Annotated in this window: 9 protein-coding genes; 6 read left to right on the top strand and 3 right to left on the bottom strand. The window is 41.7% G+C overall.

Going from position 1 to position 19,123, the window contains the following annotated elements:
- The first annotated feature begins 167 nt into the window (after positions 1-167).
- A complete protein-coding gene (locus tag R7P80_RS21785; RefSeq protein WP_031778938.1) occupies positions 168-1,883 on the top strand; it encodes an EAL domain-containing protein in 1,716 nt (571 codons plus the stop codon).
- Between the two features lie 94 nt (positions 1,884-1,977).
- Positions 1,978-2,445 (top strand): GNAT family N-acetyltransferase, encoded by a 468-nt coding sequence (locus R7P80_RS21790; RefSeq protein WP_033905628.1) that lies wholly within the window; start codon positions 1,978-1,980, stop codon positions 2,443-2,445.
- 89 nt (positions 2,446-2,534) lie between these two features.
- On the opposite strand, the gene queD is transcribed toward R7P80_RS21790, so the two are convergent.
- Both queD and R7P80_RS21800 read right to left on the bottom strand, forming a co-directional pair.
- Positions 2,535-2,906: a 6-carboxytetrahydropterin synthase QueD gene (gene queD / locus R7P80_RS21795; RefSeq protein ID WP_170891543.1), complete on the bottom strand. Its 372-nt coding sequence runs from the start codon at positions 2,904-2,906 to the stop codon at positions 2,535-2,537.
- A gap of 301 nt (positions 2,907-3,207) precedes the next feature.
- The gene (locus R7P80_RS21800) at positions 3,208-3,369 is read right to left on the bottom strand and encodes a hypothetical protein (protein WP_258631087.1); all 162 of its coding nucleotides are present in this window, start codon (positions 3,367-3,369) and stop codon (positions 3,208-3,210) included.
- A gap of 473 nt (positions 3,370-3,842) precedes the next feature.
- Here R7P80_RS21800 and R7P80_RS21805 point away from each other — a divergent pair, with 473 nt between their 5' ends.
- The 4 genes from R7P80_RS21805 to R7P80_RS21820 all read left to right on the top strand — a co-directional run bounded on the left by R7P80_RS21805 (position 3,843) and on the right by R7P80_RS21820 (position 9,361).
- A complete protein-coding gene (locus R7P80_RS21805) occupies positions 3,843-4,451 on the top strand; it encodes a Rha family transcriptional regulator (protein WP_225491916.1) in 609 nt (202 codons plus the stop codon).
- Positions 4,452-4,873: 422 nt separating this feature from the next.
- The gene (locus R7P80_RS21810) at positions 4,874-5,218 is read left to right on the top strand and encodes a hypothetical protein (RefSeq protein WP_318096801.1); all 345 of its coding nucleotides are present in this window, start codon (positions 4,874-4,876) and stop codon (positions 5,216-5,218) included.
- Positions 5,169-5,654: a hypothetical protein gene (locus tag R7P80_RS21815; RefSeq protein WP_225491917.1), complete on the top strand. Its 486-nt coding sequence runs from the start codon at positions 5,169-5,171 to the stop codon at positions 5,652-5,654. Before R7P80_RS21810 ends, R7P80_RS21815 begins: the two co-directional genes overlap by 50 nt.
- A 431-nt stretch (positions 5,655-6,085) precedes the next feature.
- On the top strand, positions 6,086-9,361 hold the full coding sequence (locus R7P80_RS21820) for a hypothetical protein (RefSeq protein ID WP_225491918.1): 3,276 nt from the start codon (positions 6,086-6,088) through the stop codon (positions 9,359-9,361).
- 366 nt (positions 9,362-9,727) lie between these two features.
- On the opposite strand, the gene R7P80_RS21825 is transcribed toward R7P80_RS21820, so the two are convergent.
- A complete protein-coding gene (locus R7P80_RS21825) occupies positions 9,728-19,108 on the bottom strand; it encodes a PLxRFG domain-containing protein (RefSeq protein WP_225491919.1) in 9,381 nt (3,126 codons plus the stop codon).
- Positions 19,109-19,123 lie beyond the last annotated feature (15 nt).

A 19,123-nucleotide genomic window follows, 5' to 3' on the forward strand; every position in this document is an offset into this window, starting at 1 on the left:
TTTTTTTATACCTAAAAAACCCAGGAAAATGCGTTATCAGGACAAGTAAAAAAAACCTAAAACGTTGAATATATCCAAATATTATGGATATCTCAGTAAAAAATCACATCTCTTCCCTAGCTTTATTGATAACGTAGCCAAAAATTAAACTTGGAGCACATCAACACATGATTAGGTTTGAAATTGGAAACCAAATCTGCGTTTGCTTGTCCGAAAACGAAATATCTCTAGAGCTCAATCAGTCACTCCACCACTCCATTCCTGTCAACCCAAATGAGTACGCCATTCTGTCAACTATCGCCACATACGGCAGTTTAAATACGCCGATTAGTCAGCGGTTAATAGAAAGCAAAATCACTCAACAATACAAAATGACACTGCCTGAAAATGGCTTTAAAAACGCGGTGGCCGCTCTAAGAAAGAAATTTCGCAAGCTCACGGAAGAACACTTAACCACTAACAAAAACATTATCGAAAACATTCACCGGACCGGATACTTCATCCCTTTTACTATGCAAAACAACCATCAGAATGGCATCGAACATCAACAGAAGATCAATCAATACACAACCAATAGTCTTCGAAAAGCACTTCGTATTTGCCTGCGTAATAAAAAGATCTATTCAGAAGCGATGTGGGTTGTGTTGATCACTGCGATCATTTTCTTTGCTATCTGTTACTACGCGATAAACAGCATCGTTAAACATAATTATCTGGATAACGCTTTCGAAATTGCAGAGAGCCTTTCCCGCAGGAGTTGCTTTGCTAATGAAAGCGAACTGAAGTCGCTATTTGATAATGTGAAGTTGGTGGAATCGAGCATGATGCTAGATCGTTTCAATATTCGATGCTTAGTCACTCCAGAAACCGTTGTCCCTGTCAGCAAAAAAGCCTTTGAAGAGTGGAGTAACAATAACAATTACACGACCCAATCATTTGACTTAAATAACGCAACTGTTTTGGTTCGTGTTAAAAACATTAACTTATCCGACAATGTTGAAAATCATATTTCACGTTTTTTTCTTTCCGGTATGAAGCTATCAACGAATACCGGAACGTCGTTAGAGATTGGTAACACCAATGAACGCTTTTTCAATTATCACGTAAAGAATAGTGGCTATAAAGAGGTGTATTACATCTCTGGACCGTTTCAAAGTATCATTCTACTGAGCTTACTTTTTCTCATTATACTGCGTCACCGCTCCCTACAAGCCTTTATGGCTTACTTGTGCGCAATTCGACAATTCAAAATAAAACTGGAGCCGATTTATAACACTTCGGCACAAAAGATTGTGCACTACGAAGCCCTCTCCCGGTTTAAGGTAAAAAATACGCAACGGTTTATTGAAACACTGATCCGCAATGGATTGCTGCTAACTCATACCTTACTGGTGATTGATTCCATCTACACCAAACAAAAAGCGTTGCCCATCCCTATCAGCATTAACGTTTGTCCTTCTTTGCTGCGAGGGCGTAACTTTTCAATCCTATATAGAGAGCTATCTAATCGGGATTGCCGTTTGCTGACAATCGAAATCACAGAAAATGCATCGATGTACTATACCTCTGAGATTTATGGCAATGTCGCGAAACTAAAAGCTCTGGATTGTAAAATCAGTATTGATGACTTTGGCACCGGTAATAATAATGTGGCGCTTATCAGCAAGCTGAATCCGGACTATCTCAAAATCGACCGAGAATTTGTTATTGGCCTAAAATCTGATGATAAAAAGATAGAAACCTTGCGTCAGTTAATTGCTATGGGCAATACGTATCGCTGCACGGTCATTGTTGAAGGCGTAGAAACGGCAGACAGTGCTCACTTACTCACAACATTGGGCGCATACATTCACCAAGGTTATTATTACCCTCTTCATTGCTAGCTTTTCTTCACTCGGTTAGTTACTTAAAATAGATTTAATACTCTATAAAAACTCGTGGTGGCATAACGGTATGCCGCCAATTTGTGATTGAGCGATGATTGCGATTAAACCCACCAAACTGAAAGATTTTTCAAGTTTGATGCAATTGGGTGTGCAAGAAGAGCAAAAAGGATTTTTTACACCGTTTGAAATGGCTTATCAAAAACGTAGTAAGTCAGAGGCGTTCTTTACGATTTATTCTGATGACCTATTAGTAGGCTATCTTGTTATCGATAAAGGTTTCTCCCAACATGCGCCGTTTGCTAAACGATACGAACTGGAGCTTAAATACTTGATGATTGATCAACGTTTCCAACGTCAAGGGGTTGGGAGTGAGGCATTGCGTAAACTGTTCCTTTATGCGTATACCATTAACCCTAAAAGCACCTCTCTTTGCTCCACTGTTCCACAAAGTCAGCAATACGCTATGAGTTTTCTTGATGCGTGCGGATTCATTAATACAGAGGAAACAACATTGGGTGATAATGAAAAAGAATGGATTCTACGACACCCATTAAGCTAGCAGGCGAAGCATAATCAAAATTGGGGCATTCAGATACAACAAAGGCAAGCTTCTCGCTTGCCTTTGTTTAATGCTCAATGGAAAGTGACTTATTCACCTTTGTAAATACAACCCGCTGTGCACGTTTCTTTGATTTCTACTTTACTTAGCAGTGGTAAGCTTGGCTTAAGCTGCTGCCAAATCCATTTTGCTAATACTTCGCTAGTCGGGTTCTCTAACCCTTCAATGTCGTTTAGGTAGTAATGGTCTAAGCGATTGTAAATTGGTTTAAATGCAGCTTTGATCTCTGCAAAATCCACTACCCAACCTGTATGTGGATCAACTTCACCTTCTACATAAAGACGAACAAGGAAAGAGTGTCCGTGCAAACGACCACACTTGTGACCTTCTGGTACGTGTGGCAAATGGTGTGCTGCTTCGAACATAAACTCTTTGTATATTTCTGAGAAATGGGATGACAACTTTGTAAACCTCTGTTTTATATAGAATTTTACAGTGATTAAATGGTGTAAATAAAAAACAATATACACACTTATATACACACTGTATTTTTTCGCACTCCCAGATATACACACAAGTTAGCGTGATTTAAGAAAAGTATCGGGCAGTAACGAAACGATGATGTGGCCATTATCGTCGGCTAAGAGGCAATGCGCAAGTTAGTAAAACTTCCATACATAGTATCTGAACACCCTCTACATCCCACAAAAAAAGGGAGCACTTACGCGTTCCCTTTTAATTAATAGATTAAAGCAATCCCGATCAAGAATCGTCTTTTTTACTAATGTTAGTAAACTTTGTTTCCTCTAGAATAAGGGCTGCTTTCATTACTGCGCACTGAATGAACTCTTTTGTGGCATCATCAAGAACCTCACATTCCATTAACTTGGCGATAACTCGTAAGTTGATAGTCAACTGCTCCATCATTAAATCCTCACGCACAACGCTTAGAAACAAGTTATAGCTACATCATGCATTAGTAGCTTACAGCAATATACTACATGATTGCTGTATATACATCCAGTATTGGCGTTCAGAAAATAAACTTTCGAAAACAAAAATAAACCATCAAATACAAATGCGTTTTCTATTTAAAACCTAAAATGATATGCTACAAAAAGCTTGACTATCACGCCTTACGGTAACTATTCTATTCGGGCAATGGCAAAATCCGTTGTCGGGATTAGGAACCCCGCAATTACAAAGGCGTGATAACGCCAGCTTTATGCTGGTTTTTTATTGCGTGATTCAGTGCACCCAAATTATGGTGGACTGGATGAGGGCGCTTCGGCGCGCCGTTTCCTTTGTAGCGGTAGTTCCTAACCTTGTTCAGTTCACCACCAGTAGATTAGGAACCTCTTGGTGGTGATTTAAATATCATTACAAAGGAGGCGACTATGCCAGCACAAACTACACTTCCAATCGAACAACATCGCCCTGAAGATCTCGTTTTCGTGTCTAAAACTAACGCTTTAGTTACCGATTCATTTCTGGTGGCTAAGTACTTTAACAAACAACATAAAGACGTGATTCGTAAAATCAGAAACTTGGAGTGCTCGCATGGTTTTACAGGGCGCAATTTTACGCTTTGCCACAAAAACAATGAGTTACAGAACAACAAACTCCAACCGTTCTATCAAATGACGAAAGATGGGTTCATATTCTTGGTGATGGGCTTTACCGGAAAGAAAGCTGCCATAATCAAAGAAGCTTACATCAATGCTTTTAACTTAATGGCTGAGAAGCTAACCAAGCAGAGTGAAAACTCCATCGACTTCAATCCAAACCTGTACAAAGACTTCGTTGACTTGAAAGAACATGTAAACTTTAGAGTGTTAATTGACGTGGTCGCTGGACGAGCAAGCGGACTCCAGTTTGTGCCCGATGACGCTTTTGTGTGTAATAAAGAGAAGCTTATGCACTACATGAATAACAGCCAAATCTTCACCAACCAAGACATTATTAAGATCAATGCTATTGCAGCTAAACGTCTTAGCTTGATGTAAAACACAATAAAGCCAGCTAAGAGCTGGCTTTATTTGTACCAACCTAGATGTAATCTGTCAGTTTTTCCCTATATGACTAGATCTGACAGGTTGCATTAAATCGGTTCTGTCTATCGACGTGTCAGCAGCTCTTGGCTGATACTATTCATTGTAACAACCTTTTGGTTCGCCTATTTTTTGAGTTCAGGTTTTTGCTCTTTATAGTTATAACTAACCCCCCTTTGTTTGAGCGAATTGAATCAGGACAATGAAAAAGTTCCAATCTTCAAAGCGTTATCACACAACTATATGCTTTCAAAAAGTCAATTTTATTAGTGATTTCGAGGGTTCTTAAAAAAATACGCTCAGTGTCACATAAGCAGTAATGACTCAGTTTTTCCAAATCTGTATAACACTAATTTTACCTCAAAGAAAACAATGAAATGGCAAAGTTAGGCGTATGTGATATCAACAATCTGAAGCTTAGCGAAAAGAGTAGGCGTGCCGTCGCTGACATAAAAGGCATTATGGCGTCAGGTAACTTACTCAATGGAACGTTAGCTTCAACCCCTTTCTATAACATATTTGGAACTCCGAGTGTCACTACTAGCGCTTTCGAGAAGTTTATAACCATCAGGGAATACGATTGGGAAGCGTTCGGAGGAGCAATGCTAGGCGCATCGAAATTTACACGTAATAAGATATTTAATATTGCATATGAGCAGGAGATTTACACGTATGGTGAAGAACGAAAATTTTGGAACTGCGTCAGTGAAGTATCCAAGTAAAGCTATAACGTTATGTCTTCTTTTGTTTGGCTGTGCCTCTGTTCTGGATAGTGAGACGGCAGAAAAACAGTGGCAAGAGAGATTCGATTACTGCGAAGAGATTGCGAATGAAAATCGAATTACTATCCCTGATTCTTTATGGTTTGATTCTCTGAGTGATGATGATAAAAAAACGACAATAGGCTATTTAGCGAATTATACAGATCGAATGTGTATGAAGGACGCGACCGCTAAACTAAAAAAAGCGTTAGTAGCTGAGGATAATAAAGAAAAGCTCAATTATTATTCAGTCGATTTAACTCCTCTTGAGAAGCTAGCTTCGGATCGTGTTAAACATTTAGACGAAAAAGAGCTTACGCAACTAGCAGAGCGGATGAATCAGCCATTTAATTTTCGCTACGCTTTGCTCGATAAAGGGCTTTATCCTGAGATGTAGTCAGTCATGAAAGTCGCATTATGAGTGTTGGTTGTTCTGTCTGCCTTGTTACAAAAAATAATAATGTCGAAGGCGCCCCTTCTAGCTCTTAAAGCACAAGGACTGGACATTGGATTGATAAAATTTCTATATTTATTAATCACTTATGAACTTATAATTTAGGAAGGTGGCTGGAAAAATATTTTCCTACGGGTTGTTCATGGGAATGCCCCAAAGTGTTTTAGGTCAGTTTTTCTGTACAGCGTTCATTTTAGTATTTGACTTATTTTCCTTATGTCAAAGCTCTAGCAATACGGCCAAATTTGCTTAGCCAGTACAACCACTACACACTAATCAATTCAAAGAGACTCATATCATTGATTAACAGCCGCTTTCTAGTAAAGTAGTTGCAATTAAAAAAGAACGATCTAGCTCCTGGGGGGGGCATCTAAGTGCTTGTTAGTATTGAGAAGCTGTTAAATTCACTTCAGCATCGTGTAGATAAAAACATTGATGAAACGCTCTACCAAAATAAGGCGTTCCTCTCAAGTAAATGGAACCTTTTAGAGCACAACATATTACGTTGGTCTCAAAGGCATAGTTATTACACCTTTCTCACCTTCGTCTTAGCTAGTTTACTTGTAGCCAATTTATTGCTTTGGAAAGAAGAATTAACTCCATTTGCTATCGAGTATTTTCCTAATTGGAGAAGACTAATCGACTGGCAAGGTGGTTTTCTTGCTGGTCAGTTAACCATTGTCGGTGTTGTATATCCACTTGTTATTGGTTTGATTGGTGTACTTTTTCAGAATAAGTCAGCTAAGAAGACATTGTTTCCTATTTATCAGCTGTACTCTGGCTTCATGTTTGCTGGTTTAAGTGGATTATTTTTGTCCATATTTATAATTGTGGGCTACTTCCTCAGCGCTAGTATGGATAAGTCAACTTATCTAGCGATTTGCATAGCTACCGCGTTATGGTTGGCATTTAATGTTTTATTAACGAGTTGGTTTTTTACAGCTACATTCATGATGTTAGATGAAACGAAACGTGACAGGATAGTTGTTCGATTCACTATTCATGAGCTATGTGAGGCTGATATTAGGTACAGGATTCATGAATTATTACTACAAAACTCAGTAAAAAATAATCTTCTGGCTAACCCAGATGAGGGCGTACTCAAAGTAAGCACCTATAATTTCTCTGATGATAAATACAATGAAATTATGTTTCCGTCACCAGATCCAATTCGAGTAACTAACGTCTACTTTTCAATCATCAATGCAATAATTCATTACCAAGTTAAGAAGCTCAAAGTGCTTCGTTGGCTTAATCGCCAGAGTTTGGTGAAGAGGCTAGTTTCGAAAAAAGGTTTTAGCTGGCTCCATTTAGATTTAAATGCTGAACCAGAATTTGTACTACAACCTATTTGGACTAAAGAAAATGAAACAGGTCTAGTAATTGTTAGGTATTCTGGTTTCGATCTAAGTTGGTTATCTAAGGTATTGATTAAATTAAGCTTTACAATCAAGAAAAACAAAGATAATGATGAAAGAAGCCTAACTTCCATGATGCTGGGCTTAGTTGGCTCAGCTAATGATTCGATTCGAGAAAAGAACATAGGAGAATTTAAATACGCTTTAGACAACATCGTGAAATGGCATATAGAGATTGCTTCTGCATTAAGCTTTATTAACGATAATAATGAAGACGATAATTGGCTTTTGTTGCCAACAACTAATTTTTTCAGTAGGAGCTATCTCGATGAAATTTTGACAGAATATTATCAAATTGCTAAATCTGCTGTCGAACTAATTCCTGAAAATATAGAATTCTTTGACGAAGTCATTTATTTGCATAAACGACTATTTTCAAGGCGGGAAAAACTGGTTAAGCGTGAAGGGTTTTTATTGATCCAAGGTAGTTACTTTACTTGGTCATTATTGATGGAATGGCGTTCATATAGCTCTTCCTCGTCAGATATGCGCGTAGCAAATAAATATGAAGACGTACTTTTTGATTTTGTTGGGTCGTGGGAGTCTTGGCTGGATTATATTGAACCGAGACGTAAACGACTTGATAGCCTAACTGATTCACTACCATTGTTCCTTACCCATTTAGAATTTACAGCGCATACCGCGATAACAGCTTTGAGGTATAACAATGACGAGGCTGCTGGGTGGGGTGTTGACATGCTGAACAATTGGTGTGAAAAGCTTTCAGTTAGAGATTATGGTCATGGACTAGAAGAATATAGATGGCACTCTGAATTAGTGACTCATGATATGTTGCTTAAAAGCTTAGATGACAAAAATTGGATTGTGATCTTAAATGGTCATCAGTTTAACCTTAAATCAGCTTTTAATATTGCATTTGAGAATGCAGCGTTTGACCTTAGAGTTATTACTGCTTGTTACATGTTGCTAAAACCGAACTTAAATGATAATGAAAAAATAAGACAATACATTAAAGCGTTACTTTCTAACGCTGCAATTCACCCAACAGGTGCAATTGGTCGAAGACCTAAGTCTATATCCAACGCTAGTGACGTAGTTGGAGCGTATATTAGGCATAGGGATTATCCCAATTATGAAAGCGGTAGCTACGGCTCATGGATTTCAAGAGTACTTGAGTCCTTTGGGCGAGTTAATGAAAAGAGAAGAGTATCGGGTCGTATCTATTCAGGTTGGGGACGTAACGACGCTCAAAGTATGAATATTGCTTATGTTGAGATAGCCGTTTCCTTTTCAAATAGCCAATGGCAACTGGGACGTAAATGGTTCGATATTGTTTTTTCGGATGCATTTCGCCTTCAAGACCAACAATCCCTTGTTCGTGACTTACAAGAGTGGCTTAGATTGGTTGACGAAATCAAAGAACCATTCCTCATCTCTAGAGAACAATTTGATAGTAACCTAGGTAACTTTAAAACTTCAATTCAACAAGTTATTGACCAACTAAACCAACGGCAGAATCAGTTAGTTGCAGAGGCAGATATTGACGAAGATCTGCTAACTAAATTTGGCATAGCTTGTTCCAAGGCTTTTATAGGCGACGACGCGAACTTCGAGTTTCCTATAAATTTATTTAAATCGGTTGGTTTTAACGGCAATCCTGTGGAAGAAACCTTGTATAAATTAAATATACAGGGATATCTTAAAGAAAATATTGCAAAAAACATTGAAACCAATAGAGCTGTCAACGAGGAAAGTTGGCTTAAAGAATCAACCAGAGATAATGTTGAATTAAATATTCTAAGAAAGCTATTGCAGTACAAAACTTCTGATTCAAAAGTCTATACCAATGCAGAAAATAACATTTTCGACATTTCTAACTTTTCAAAAGATATTACAAATCCAGTTTTGTTTTCAGGAAGCTCAGAGTTGAATCAATTACTTCGAGAAGCAAGATACAAACCAGAAATAGCTAATAAGTTTGACATTTCCTTTATTGATGGCTTCGGAAATAACTATATCTGTAATCTGGGTGATATAATTGTATATAGTCTTCATTTTTCGGACGTAAACTTCAGTTTACTGACAACTAGAGATTTATTCGAATCAATCGTATTTGGCAAGGTTATGGATAATCAATTTATAAAAGTAAATTATGTGCCATCTCAAAATGAAAATGTCGGTGAATTGTCGATAAATTATTGGATGAAAGTGGATTTAGTGGATGAGCTACCTTGTATTAAAACTGAAATAAAGAGCATAGATAAAGAGTGATGCTATAAACAGGTAGTGAAGTGTGTGCGTAACAGAACTTATGGTTGCTCAACTTACTTTTACTTTATCTGGTGAGATAGAGCAAATAATCTATCTCACCTTTGTCTAATTGTGAGTGACAATACCAGTAGTTCAATCTAGTCAACTAGCCAGAGGACGTGTATGAGTTACTGCATTGTACCTAGAAACTTCTTAGCACTTTTGAGCCTCATACTCTGCGAATTTCCGCTATCGCCGCCTTGGTAGTTACGCTGCGGTAGCGCACAATGCGCCACCAGCTAAACCCAAAATCATTACTGTTAAAATGCTTTTACTAGCAGTCATTTTAGATCTCTCCATACTTCTTTTCTAAGCACTCCAATAGTGCTACCAACTCTGTTGCTCTTGCAGCAACTTTATATATTTCTGATTATAGTGCGCACCATTCTGTGATTTACTCGCCATTTTGAAATGTTGCTTCACTGAACGGCTTAAGACTTCGGCGGTAATCGGGTTTTGTCTGCCCCATTCCGAACGGTTGAACTCACGGATCTTGTTAAGCACATTTTTACGTCCATCACTATCCTTAGTGCGTACCGCCAGCCAATAAGCATTCATTAAGCTTTGACGACGACGAGTAACTTGACGTTCGTAACCTTTCAATGCGCTGTTTGTGTCGTACTGCTGAACCAGTCGAGCCGGAGTAAAACCAAGCGCTTGTTGAGCATGTTCAAACAACGTCACATCATCAATGATAATTTCACCATTTCGGTTTGTGACAGTGCCACTTTCTGAAGCGTATCGCGCAGTTCTAAAAACGTCCTTCATCCATTTTGGAGTCATGTATTCCATGCCGCGCAAGTATTGGCCTTCTGTCATGTAGTCCAGACCACGCGCCCAAGATACGGCAATACCAAATGAAGCACCTGCCGCCTGTTGAAGAATGTTTTCTGCAACACCAACATTATCTTGTGCGTCTGATTCTTGAACCCAAAGGCGAAGCAAGTCAATGTTGATGCGGCTTGAAACGCTAGGCATTGAACCGTAATACAAGCCTTTCGCAATATCTTCTCCGAACGTCTTAGCAAGTAGCGCTTTTAGCTCTGTCTCTGCGTCCCAAGGCTCATTGTCATCACCTGCCACTGCATAGGCCATATTCGCAAGTGTCGCGATTGTTGCGACTGGTAGAGCGTTTAGACCGCCAATGGCAAACGTAACGGCAAATGTGCCAAGCAACTGCTTACGCGCTTCCTTTCTCACCTCTGGCGTTTCGCCTTTAATTGAATCAAAGAAACGGCTAAACAAGTAGTAAGTCATGTTTTGGCTGTACTGTTTGAACTGCAATGCTACTGCCGCAACGTCACCTTGCATGAATCGAGCGCGGTTACGGCTCGAATAGTCAAAGTGGCTATCCCAAGTCGCTTTAGTTGCGTAATCAAGTGACTCTTGTTTGCTTAGTCCGTTCTTCTTCGCCATACGGTAAGCAGTGATAAAACAAACCTCACGGTTCATTACTTCGGCCCAATGGAAAGGCGCACCGATTAGTTGCTGTGCTCTCGCCCATTTGCCCGTATAGTTTGACGACTCTTGTTCTGCCATACCTGTTAAGTCGGCCATTTGAGTTACGTCTATAGCACCAATTTTGATCGCGTGGCGTAATGCCTCTTTCTCATCTTGGTTAAGTACGTCGCCCAAAATGCCGTTGGTCATATCCATATCGCCACGCAAGCCAGCTTTTGATTTTTTAGCAACGAACGTCTTAGCAAATAGGCCAGATAGACTTGCCATTTCTGCCGCGGTTTCCTTAAAGCCAAAACGTGAACCAATGTAAGGCAAAGCAATCTGCCAATTTTGGGATAAGTTGACCATTGCCGAAGCTGGTGAAATACCGATTTGCCAGAAGAAGCCAAAACCAGTTAGCGCTTGCGCCCATTGTGCGCGTTGTGGGTTCATCATCCATTCGTGGCGTTTAACCATTTCGTTATACAAGCGTGACGCTGACACGTTATTGCTCTTGTCCGTAGCAATCTTCAACTCTTCCATTAGATCGGTGAAGCGCTTCTCTGTTTCTAGTCGCGCTTGTTGGTTCGCTTGGCGAACACCCTGATCTGCTAACACACGAGCCGCATCCTCTGAATAGCCAGCTACACCTTTACGGTGAATGAATGATTTACGAATTGAGCGATCAGGCATGGTTTGCAAATACATTTGGTAGATTTCATCAGTTAACTGATCTTTTACCTTGTCATTAGTTTGCACACCTGAAATCGCCTTAATAATATCGCTCACGAATGACGCGCTAGCACCATTTAGGCCGCGACTCTCTTGGATTTTTAGACCAAAGCGCACTTGTCCAACTTCTAAGTTCGCATTCTTATCATCCTGAACTTTGTAGCCAGCCGCCTGAAGCTTTTTAACATCCTTCATCATGGCGCTTTCAGTCTCATACATTTGGAATACACGCTCACCGCTTGAGTCAACGGCATCGATCCAATAGTTACCAAAACGCGCCAACGGCACATAGAAACCAAGGCGTGATTTTTCCATCATGTAACGATGGTAAGTGTTCTCACCTGCTCGTTTGTGACCAGCCATCGCAAGATCAGTAATGCGCTCTTCTAGCGCCTTATCCATTTCCTCGCGTTGGCTAATGTAGTGATCGCGCACATCGGTAAAGACTTTTTGAGCATCTGGCGAAAGCTGTAGGAACTTCTCACGTAATGCCTTGTGTTTAAGTCTTAGTTTCGGCTCGTTCTTAATCTCACGCTCTAGCGCTTGGCGTTCTTGCCAAATTTCGGAACCGCGCTTAGTTTGCGAACCGCCGTACTCTTGGTAAAGCTTCGCTAGTGTTTTGAGTAGCGCTTTCTTCTCATCAGTTTGGTCAACATACTCTTTTGACGGGTCAACATCGGCCAACGTCGCATCGTGCAACAAACTAAAGGTAGCTTCGGCGTCTTGTGGCTTATCCTTACGGAACTTATTCAAGGCATCAGCTTGTTTGTGAACTTTCTCAATCAAGTCTGTTTTGCGTGTAGTAAACAAATCTTTGTTGTTTACATACGACTCAAGAATGTTGCCAACCTCACGGCTTACTCGTTTTCTACCTACTTCAGCCATTTGGCGTAGGTTTAACAACGCCCAACCACCATTTTTAAGCGCATCAAACTGCTTGCTAATAAATGGAACGTTGATCTTGCCAAGCATTTGCTTGTAGAAACTCTCATTCTTCGCTGCCAACGCATCAGCAATGCTCACAATTGGATCGCCTTGCTGCGCCAAATCCTCATCCATGCTTGAGATTGTTTGGCTAAAGCGCACAACGTTAGAAAGCGTGGTCATTCCGTTAGGTTTTCGAAGGTCGCTATCCACGTTGTTGATCATGTTGCGCACTTCTGAAAGCGTGATTTTCTCTGCACTCAAAATGCCAGAACGACGCAATGCACCAAGCACCCAAGACAACACTTTGTCTAAGATTCGTTGAGAAACGCTAGATTCTGTTTCTGCAATCTTAGCGATCACCTCTTCCGCTTTTACGTCTTCCGGTGCGGTTCGATATGATTTATCAACCTCGGCAAAGATGCCTTTCAAAGAGTTAACGTTTCGTAGGCTGTTGACCTTCTTGGTTAACTGCGCTTGTTGAGCAACGTCTAGGTTTGCGTATAGGCCATTGTGAGCAATAAACTCATGGCGCAAAGTGCGGCGAACGTCAGCAACGTTTTCCAAGTTTTCTGCCACCAGCACAACACGGTTATCACCGGACAACCATGCGCCTTTAACAATCGCATTGGATTCAGTTTCAACCAGTTCATGCAGATCGGCCATAGTTGGCACAACCATTACATTCGCACCTTTCAAACCGTCGTATTGGTTAATCCAATCTTGAGCGGCTTGAGTAACCTTTTCAGGCGATAGGCTGGTGGAAGGCTTTTTGTTGACTTCGCTGGCCTTGCTGAAACGAATATCGTCGTACTGATCGTTCGCTGGTTTTTCAATGACAATAATCTTTGTTGCTACGTTCGTAGGGTTCAAGCTGTTCTTGAATGCGCCAGCGTCTAGGTTGATCTCTTCTGCACCAACTTCATCTAGGTAACGACGGAAGTTTTTATTTGTTGTGTTGCCACGATTACCAGCCATTGAGCTAGTGATAGCAACCAACTTACCGCCATCTTTTAGCATCGTTAGCGCATGGTTGATGTGGTGAATATCTGCATCGTTACTAAATGGAGGATTCATAACAATGCGGTCATAGATTTCACCAGCGTTATATTCCAAGAAATCACCAGCAACAACGTTGTGCCCCTTCTCTTCAAGTAATTCGCTTAGAGTGAAAGCAAGTTCACCAACATCAAGATCTACGCCATTTAGAGCCGCAATTTGATCGGCAATGTGACCCATACCAGCACTTGGCTCTAGCACTTTCATACCTGGTTTAATATCGGCTAAATCAATGAGCTTTTTCACTTCTGCTTCAGGAGTTGGGAAGAAGTCATTAAACGCATTACGGTTACCGCGTACAGTTTCCTCAATCTTCTCTGTGAGTTTTTGTAAGCGTGTTTTTTCTTTCTGCGTTGACATTTTTCCGTTGTTCGCTTGCTCATATTCACGCAAGGCTTGGCGCAACGTGATATCGCCTTTAATACCCATGCGAATTAAGCGATCTTGCGACTTGAATAACTCGTTGATGTGCTCGACACGGTAAACAGTGTTTGATTTGCTACGCGCTAGCTGGCGCAATTTAGGAATAACTTTATCCCAACGCGCACCATTCAAGTTAACGCTCTCGTGCTCCTTCAAGCCTTTAATGTTTGCTCGAATAGATTTAGCCGTCATCTTGTAACCGTCTAGGTTTTCGATTTCTCGCGCAATGTATTCAAGTGACGCTGGCGTACTCTTCGGCGCTGGAAAACGAACGTAACGAGCAACCTGATTAAACTTAGTTTCTGGTTTTAAATGCCAGTTGCCTTGCTGATCTCGATACGCTAGTTTTTCTCGAACATCTTCAGGCATATCCCATTTAACACGGTTCATAACGCTTGTTAGTTCTTCAAGCTGGCTGATATCAGTCAAGTTGCCTAGCAGTAGGAACTCGCCAGATTCAACGCCATCGGCAATCTTACGCAAGATATTCGCTTGCGCCTCTTGCTTATCTGCTCGTGCCGCTGCGCTTGCTGCCATGGCTGCGCGACGAGAAGTATTAGTCAAACGCTGTGCGTTGTTTGACTCATCAGCTTTCGCCTGTAGTGATGCCGCTTTTTCGCGTAGAGCTTCAACTTGCTTCTCTTTTTTCGACTTCGTTTTCTCTTGATCGCGTTGTTTAACTCGTTCGCTTTGATCAACGTTCAAGCCGCCCATTACAGATAGGAAATCATCACGCGCTTGTTCAGATTTAAAGTCAAAACGAGCTGGCAAGTTTTTAGGTTTGTAAGCTCGTGCGTACCAACCGCCTAGCTGTTTCGCCTTGGCTCTCATATCGTTGAAAGTATCGCTATCAACTTCGCTAAACGCAGCGCCATAGCGTTGTTCACCTTTAGCTTCGTTGAGAACATCGACCTTGCTCAACTCGATAGTCCCGTCAGTTTCAACGGCCTTAACTTCAGCTTTTCGCTCTAGTTCGCGCTTTTCTTGCTCTGCTAGTTTGCTTAACTGATTTTCAGTGTATAGACGGTCAAACTCGGCTAGCTGCTGGTCATTGAAAGCATCAATAGTGCCGCCGTTAGCTCGTGCGTAGGCTTGGAAATCATCAAGTGTTTGAGGATTATCAAGAGCCTTTTTCTTGCGCTCGGCTTCCTGCTCACGCTCGATTGCTTGTTGTTTTCGTTTCTCAGCAAGCTTGTTGTAGTCAGCATCACTCATTTCAGAAAGAATGTTGCGCATAGCTGAAGGTGATTTAACTACAAACATTCCACCATCAGACTGAATAGCAGCAAACTGGTTGCCGATATCTTTAACCGCTCGCTTAACTAGATCGTCTTTACGCAAGCTTGTATCAATCCATTGGCCCATTTGAGCAAAGAAATTGCCGATAGCTGGCTTCGTGAATTGGCTAAATTCTTCCTCTAAAGCCGGAACATCATCAATGTAGTTATCGATCAGCTCAATTGCCTCTTCCTTGGTGTACTCGCCACTTTGAAGCGCGTTGATAGCTTTTAGATATTCACGCGCTCCACTTGGGCGAGAACGGCCTTTTTTAGCTTTAGACGCATCAGTTTCGTTGCTGGTGGCCTTGCTAGATTTTAGTTTGCTTCCTTTTGGTGGCGTTGGCTCTGGCTTGTCGTCACTCAGATAGCTTTTTGCCAAGTCGATTGCTTTTTGGCGATCTGATTGATATTGGCTAGTGATCCAATTGCTGAATGAATACAAGTCGTGCGTATCCGCGCCAGCTTCTTCCATTGCTTTAGATACTGCTTTCCAAGCTGGTTCTAACTCGTAGCTCTTGACGCGATAAGTTGGGTTTTCTGCGTACTTATCTGATACAGCTTGAAGAGTATCAATGAGCGAAGGCTCTTGCTTATCTGCTTTTGTATTGGTTTTGCGCTCTTCTAATTTGGCAATATCACCTTCTAGCTCTTCATCACTAAGTAGTGCGTCATATTTTGATAAGCGTGTTTTCAGAACGTCACCAAGGCGAAACAAATCACCTAGCTTGCCAGTAAAGTAAATCTTGCCTGCTGAATTGATATATTCCGCAGCATCTTGCAAAACATTCATTTGTTCAGGCGTAGGCATTTGACCGCGCTCAAGGCGTTGCTCAACACTAGGCCAAATATCAACGGCTTTCGCTGTCTCTTCGCGCTCTTCGACTAAAAGTGATTGATCAACAATACCTTTGCTTTGGGCTTTTTCTGCTTCGCTCTGAAGGTAAGATTCATTGCTTTTTACAATAAGGCTTATATATTTATCCGCTGCTTGATTAGCTTTTCCAATAGCATCCATCAAGCGCATATCGCTACCTTTGCCATAGTCAAAAGTAGTGACCGGTTCCTCTTGTTCCGCTAGTCGGATTTGTACCTGTTTAAGCTCTTTATCTTGAGTGACGTAAACCGTTCTCTCGCCAATAGTTGCGTTCCACTTTTCGACTTTAGGCGTCAACGTTGTGGTATTACCGCTGCGCTTAACGTCCACTCCATCAATACCTTGACCTATTTTAAGGGTAGGTTTCTTGGCTTTTTTGCTATCAGCTTGAGCGTTTACTTCTTTGTCCAACCAGTTCAGATCATCTTTTGTACCCTTGCCTTCCAAGATGTTCTTGATGCGTTGTTCACGGTTAACTTTCTGACGGCCTTTAATTGCGATTTCAGCTTGAGCTTTACCAAGTTGACGGCCAAGCTCTGAACGTTTTGCAGCTTCACCAGATTGGTAAACATACTCGTCGCCAGTCTGTGGCAACTCTTCACTGTATGACTCAACCTCTTGAGACTCGCGCTTATCAAATTTCTTTTGAATACGAGCATTGCGATTAGGTTGGCGCTGTTCGACCTCTTGGATTGATGCGAAAATAGGCTCTTGAGCAACTATATAAGGCGCACGATAACGCTCCTGCTCTGTTTCTACAGGATTTAGGTCATATTCATTCGCTAGCTTGGTGAATCGCTCATCACGATTAACGTCTTTAGGATTAACGTCAGACCATCGATCAAACTCAACTTGTGGTGCGTCATAAACTCGTTGATTCTCGATACCCGTTGCTAACGGAGTAACGTCACGCTCACCGTTTGGTTTATGTCCACCAGCAAACGAGTTGGTTTGAGCTTGTTGTCTCATACCTTGAAGAACACGCGCCTGATTGCGTTGAAACTCTGGCGTTTCCTCAACGTTTGGTTGATAGCCATTGGTTCGAATGCCGCGAATCTCTAGTTGCTGTTGAGCATTGCGCTCTTGAGCTTGCTGATCACGCAGAAAACTCTCTTCATCAGTTGGGCGTAACTGATCGATTTGTTTTAGTTCTTCGGAGTTAATAACACGCTGTAAAGCACTGATCGCTTGCTCTTGGCTCATGCTGCCATCACGACGTGTTTTTGCAATCTGAAGCACTGCTGCTGGCGAGATTTCCATGGCGCGTTGCAAGCCTTGTTTAAAGTTTTCGTCTTGCGCTGCAACTTCATCGACAAAGCCAAGCTCACCACGTTGAATTGATTGGATCAATTCCAACTTATCTCGTTGAGCATCTTGAGAATGGTATAGCTCTGAATCTGCCATTACTTCGCCAGTTTCAGGATCAAACATTTCTGCTTGAGCAACTTCATTATCAACTGGTGATTTTTGTTTCTGCCCAATAGCACTTAAGAACTCATTGTAAATTGAATTCATTGAGCGATGCGCCGCTTGACGTTCTTCAATGGATAGATCTGTATTAAGAGTTGCCAAGTAACGACTCATATCTTGGCGCAATTGCTTCGCGTAATCATTACCTCGGTCTTGTTTTTCCCAAGTTTTGATTGCGCTGACAGCTTGCTGGCCGTCACGGATTAGATCGGCATGATTATCTGAAGAGAACAGGTTAACAGGCGCTTGCTCTTGCTGTTTTGCAGCTTCAGAAATTGGTTGTTGTGGTTGCTTTTGCTGTGGCTGTACTGGTTGTGGCTCAACACTTTGTTGTGCTTCCGCTTGGTCTTCCGTTGCATGACGCTCTGCTGCTGGTGGCACTTTACCCATTGCAGCACCTAACGCTTGATGTGCTAAAGCCGTAGATTCGTTAACATCAAAGCCCATAGAAAGAGCGCGGTTCTCAATCTTAGGTCTGAGAAGAGCCTCAATCTCTTGATCGGTTTTACCAACTGAGCGCAATTGCGAAATCACTTCTGGATTGATCGCTTGTTCAATCTTGGTTTCAAAGTTACGACGGCGGTAACGACCAGCCACACCACTAGGCACACCAAAGCCACCACCGATCAAACCACCGACTAAACCAGATTCAAGCGCAGCCGCGCCAACGCCTTCAGAATTGTCGCCTTCAACGTCCATTTTTTCCTTGGTATGAACGTTAGAGCGGTATTGTTCAACGCCACCTTGTACGGCCTCGGTGCCACCTTCAGCAAGTACACCTTTACCAATAGCCCCTTTGATTGTTTTGCCTAAACTACCTTTTAGCAGTTTAACCATTGCCTGATCACCTACCGTTTCACCGATCAGGTTGACCATGCCTAAAGTAAGATCGTTTTTAATTGAATCCCCGACCTCTTGGGCCAATCGAGTACGAGCGTTGTTTAGCGCCTCTTCATCAGAGATATTTTTATTCGCTTCTTCGGCCACATAACGCTTGAACTGTGGAGAATCCATTAATTCGTGATAAGGTATGTTCTCGATTTCTCGTTGAACATTTAAGGCTTGACCACCGTTACCAGCCGCTAAGTTTAGAAGTGCGTTTGTACCAACGTTGGCACCTCGGGACACTGCTGCGCTGCGACCAGCCATTGACGCTGCTTTACCTACTGCACCTGCTGGCAACATCGTTACAGCCATACCACCTAGCACATTAGACGCAGTGCCTAGCCATGTACGCCAATCTTTAGCACCTTCGCCAAAGCTCATATCATCATTGATAATATCTTTCGCCATGGCTTCGCGCATTTCAGGCGATAAAGTTTCGTATTGCTCATTGGCCCAATTCTCTAATGAGCTTGCTGCCTTTTCTGCACCAACGAAATTCGCAGCACCAGCCAAAGTTTGCAAAGCGCCTTGTTGAGCCATATCAACAACGTCACCAAACGTTGATGTGTTTTGATTGCGTTCCCTTTCCTCAACTAGACGCATCGCCTCTCTGAAATCCATCGATATCCCCTCTTA

Origin of the sequence: Vibrio sp. 2092 (assembly GCF_033339635.1) — a bacterium.
Classification (GTDB): Bacteria; Pseudomonadota; Gammaproteobacteria; order Enterobacterales; family Vibrionaceae; genus Vibrio; species Vibrio alginolyticus.

Excerpts from the sequence above, each read along its gene's own strand:
- R7P80_RS21810 (WP_318096801.1), top strand. The coding sequence starts at position 4,874 with ATGGCAAAGTTAGGCGTATGTGATATCAACAATCTGAAGCTTAGCGAA.
- R7P80_RS21815 (WP_225491917.1), top strand. The coding sequence starts at position 5,169 with ATGGTGAAGAACGAAAATTTTGGAACTGCGTCAGTGAAGTATCCAAGT.
- R7P80_RS21825 (WP_225491919.1), bottom strand. The coding sequence starts at position 19,108 with ATGGATTTCAGAGAGGCGATGCGTCTAGTTGAGGAAAGGGAACGCAAT.
- R7P80_RS21805 (WP_225491916.1), top strand. The coding sequence starts at position 3,843 with ATGCCAGCACAAACTACACTTCCAATCGAACAACATCGCCCTGAAGAT.
- R7P80_RS21800 (WP_258631087.1), bottom strand. The coding sequence starts at position 3,369 with ATGGAGCAGTTGACTATCAACTTACGAGTTATCGCCAAGTTAATGGAA.
- R7P80_RS21790 (WP_033905628.1), top strand. The coding sequence starts at position 1,978 with ATGATTGCGATTAAACCCACCAAACTGAAAGATTTTTCAAGTTTGATG.
- R7P80_RS21785 (WP_031778938.1), top strand. The coding sequence starts at position 168 with ATGATTAGGTTTGAAATTGGAAACCAAATCTGCGTTTGCTTGTCCGAA.